Annotated in this window: 3 protein-coding genes and 1 pseudogene (1 of these 4 running past the window's edge); 2 read left to right on the top strand and 2 right to left on the bottom strand. The window is 41.1% G+C overall.

Annotation, left to right across the window (positions count from 1 at the left end; genetic code table 11):
- Positions 1 to 823: pseudogene (locus L650_RS0106105) on the bottom strand (PQQ-dependent sugar dehydrogenase); it reaches 362 nt to the left of the window's first position.
- Here L650_RS0106105 and L650_RS0106110 point away from each other — a divergent pair.
- Positions 808 to 1,263, top strand: coding sequence for a hypothetical protein (locus tag L650_RS0106110; RefSeq protein WP_029772538.1), 456 nt, complete (start codon positions 808 to 810; stop codon positions 1,261 to 1,263). The pseudogene L650_RS0106105 and the gene L650_RS0106110 sit on opposite strands and share 16 nt — an antisense overlap.
- Positions 1,264 to 1,332: 69 nt before the next feature.
- On the opposite strand, the gene L650_RS0106115 is transcribed toward L650_RS0106110, so the two are convergent.
- Positions 1,333 to 2,595 carry a valine--pyruvate transaminase gene (locus L650_RS0106115; RefSeq protein WP_029772539.1) on the bottom strand — a complete coding sequence of 421 codons (1,263 nt, stop codon included), beginning with the start codon at positions 2,593 to 2,595 and terminating at the stop codon, positions 1,333 to 1,335.
- A gap of 216 nt (positions 2,596 to 2,811) precedes the next feature.
- Here L650_RS0106115 and L650_RS0106120 point away from each other — a divergent pair.
- Positions 2,812 to 3,384 (top strand): endonuclease/exonuclease/phosphatase family protein (locus L650_RS0106120; protein WP_411157018.1); only part of this gene is annotated, 573 nt, incomplete at its 3' end.

The raw sequence follows: 3,384 nt of genomic DNA on the forward strand, positions 1-3,384 counted from the left end.
TGGTAGCTGGCGATAAGTAATTTAGCTCGTCGCCACCTGCGGGGCCGTGCTCGTGGCTAATAATTTGCTCGGTATCGTAATCATACACTAAGCCCTGTGGGTTTCGGTGACCGAGCGAGTAAACAGCGTGTGCATTGGGGGTTTTGTGATTAATAAATGGGTTATCTTTTGGGATAGTGCCATCTAGGTTTATACGTAATAGTTTGCCAAGTTGGCTGGTTATTACTTGTGCTTGCTCTCTAAAATCAAAGCCATCACCAGTTGAAAACAGTAGAGTGTTGTCGGGTAAAAAGAGGGCGCGGCCAGCGTAGTGTTGTGGGGTATTTTTATCAGTCGCTACTGTGTAAATAATAACAGGCGTTGAAAAGCCGGTGCCATTAAAGGTAGCTTTTGCAATTACTAGGCGATTAGCCTCAGCTGTGCCTTGTGCGTAGGTAAAAATGACTTCTTTGCTGGTGTTAAAATTAGGCGAGAGCACTATATCGAGTAAGCCGCCTTGGCCTGCAACGTATAAACCTTCAAGGTTTAAATTTACTCTAGTTTGCTGATTGTTTTTTACAATAACAACGTGGCCGTCGCGCTCTGTAATTAGCCATGACCCGTTTGGTAGCTTAACCATGCTCCACGGCGAATTTAATTGTGCTGCGAGTGTGTGAGTGCTGTATTGCTCTTTAGGTAATGTAGCTGCACTGGCGGTAGATGCAAAAAGCCCTACAAACAGCCATAGCGCTAATAGAGAGAGTCGTTGTTTACATTGCAAGCCTTTGCTACTGTAAGAAAAAAGCTTTACTTTAAGTTGAGATAACCATGCCATTTTTAACACGTTTACTCCCTATATTTTTAGTTTCTTGGTTATTTACCTTTACGCTTGCTAGCTTGTTTCATAGCCAATACGTTGTCAATCAATTAGTTGATGTGGGTGTAGTGGTCAGCTTAAGCGACCGTATTAATTTAACGCTAGATGATTGGTTAGGGCTATTACCTACCTATGGCGCTATTATTGCCATTGCTTTGGCTATCGCTTTTTTTGCTGTTGTGTTACTTGTTAAAAAGTTTAAAAAATACAGCATGGCGTTATTTGTGGCATCGGGTATCACTGCTTTTGCCGTGGTGTTAGTGGCCATTGAGTCGATTATGAATATTCATATTATAGCAGGCGCACGTGGATGGGGATTTTATTTGCAGTTACTAGCAGGTGCTTTAGGTGGCTTGCTGTTTGCCTTATTAACCAAGGCGTTAGCCCTTAAACAGTACGTTAAATAAAAATACAGTGGCTAACGCTAAGCGTTAACCTCCTCGTTAAAATACGATGTAAAACGGTTAATTAAAGCGCTACATAATAAGCGCTTTAATTGCCTCTAGGCCTTTTCTGAGAGTGGCTTCATCGTTGGCGTAGTTAATGCGTACGCACTGGTGTTTGTGCTCCCAGCTATCTTCAATGCCAATAAAAAAGTTATGCCCAGGAATTATATATACATCTTGCTCTTTGAGTTTTTGATAAAGCATTTCGCTGGTTATTTTTGAGTCTTTAAACCATAGCCACATAAAAAACGCGCCTTCGAGTTTATGTAAATAAACAGGCAAGTCTGCAAAAATTTCATCAAACAGGTTTATGGCTATCTCTGCTTTATTTTTATAAAAAGGCAATACAGTATTTTTACACAAAGGCAGCAATTCGCCTTCGTTAATTAAGCGGGTTACTAAGCTTGGCCCAATAGCGTTAGGCGATAACACCATAGAGCCGTTAACACGGCCAATGGCTTTAATTATTTCGCTATTGGCAACCACAATACCAGTGCGCAGGCCTGGCAAGCCCAGTTTTGAAAGCGACATACACAATATAATGTTTGAGTTCCACGTAAGGTTTGCATCGGTGTAAATACAGCCCGGGAAGGGGTCGCCGTAGGCGTTATCAATAATTAGGGGAATATTGTACTTGTGTGCAAGGGCGTCTAGATGGCGTACTTCCTCATCGGTAATGACATTACCAGTTGGGTTGGTAGGGCGCGATACGCACAGTGCACTAATACTGGTATCGTTGGCTAATACGTTTTCAACCGCTTCAAAATCAATGACATATTTAAACTGCTTAGAGCCTCTGGCTGTATTTAAAATTTCGATTTCGGGCTTTATTGCCACAAACATATCATCAGATAAACCTTGGTCGGCGTAACCTACGTATTCAGGCGCAAGCGGAAACAAAATACGCTTATTAGTGCCATCGCTCATTTTGCCCGCAAGCATATTAAACAATACAAAAAAGTTAGCTTGGCTGCCGTTACCCAGTGCTATGTTTTGTGGTGTTAAGCCCCAGTCAAACTCGCTATTGAGCTGTTTAGCAAGGGCCGCTCTAAATTCGTCATTGCCAGTTGGCCCGTCGTACAAACCAAATACTTGCGATACTTTATTACTGGCTACTAGCTTTTGTAATTCATCTAAAAATACGGCATTAACCTTTGGTACGTGTGCGGGGTTACCGCCACCTAGCATAACAATATTTGGATTATTGCTTGCGTTAGCGCTGCCTAAATCTTCCATAAGCTGCGTTATTCCGTTGGGTTGTGTAAATTTAGTACCAAAATTTGAGTAGTTCATAATACCTATGTGTGCGCTAATAACGAGGAGGGCAGTATAGCGTAAATTATAGCTTTAAATTGCATGTTGAGAATAATTCACGGTTTAGAACTTTAAACTCTTTAGGGTATAATTAATGCACTTTTTATTCGCTAGGCTATTGTTATCAGTAATTTTGAATCGACTTTACATCGCACTACGCTTGAGGCTGAACCTGCCGCTGATTTAAACGAGCCTGTGGTAAAAAACACGCAATTTAAAATAGCCACGTTTAATTTATTTAACTACCTTGAGCCGCCTAATGCGTATTACGATTTTGAAAAAATTTATACCGCAGAGCAATGGGCACGCAAACAGCGTTGGATTGTAGATTATTTAAATGAGTACGCGCCTGATGTAATAGGTTTTCAAGAAGTGTTTAGTATTGAATCGCTAAAGGTGTTAATGGCGCAGCAAGGCTATACATATTTTGCTGTGGTTGATACACCAGAGGTGATTGATGATTTTATTTTTAAACGCCCGGTAGTGGCTATAGCGTCTAAATTTGAGATTGTTGATATAGCTGCGGTTAAGCACAATACCGAGCTTGTTGAAATGCTTGGCCTTAATAGTAATTTTACGTTTAGCCGTAAGGTGTTAAGAGCCACCATTAGATTACCCCATGTAGGTAATACCGACTGTTATGTAGTGCATTTTAAGTCAAAACGAGCCATGATTGAAAGTGATGAAAGTACTACTAGCTCAGCTAAAACCGAGCCACCCTCAAGCGAAAAAAACATAATAGACACTCTAAAAGCAAATGTGGCCGGC

Source organism: Pseudoalteromonas sp. TB51, from assembly GCF_000498055.1.
Classification (GTDB): Bacteria; Pseudomonadota; Gammaproteobacteria; order Enterobacterales; family Alteromonadaceae; genus Pseudoalteromonas; species Pseudoalteromonas atlantica.

Coding starts and splice junctions, on each gene's coding strand:
- L650_RS0106110 (WP_029772538.1), top strand. CDS start 808: ATGCCATTTTTAACACGTTTACTCCCTATATTTTTAGTTTCTTGGTTA.
- L650_RS0106115 (WP_029772539.1), bottom strand. CDS start 2,595: ATGAACTACTCAAATTTTGGTACTAAATTTACACAACCCAACGGAATA.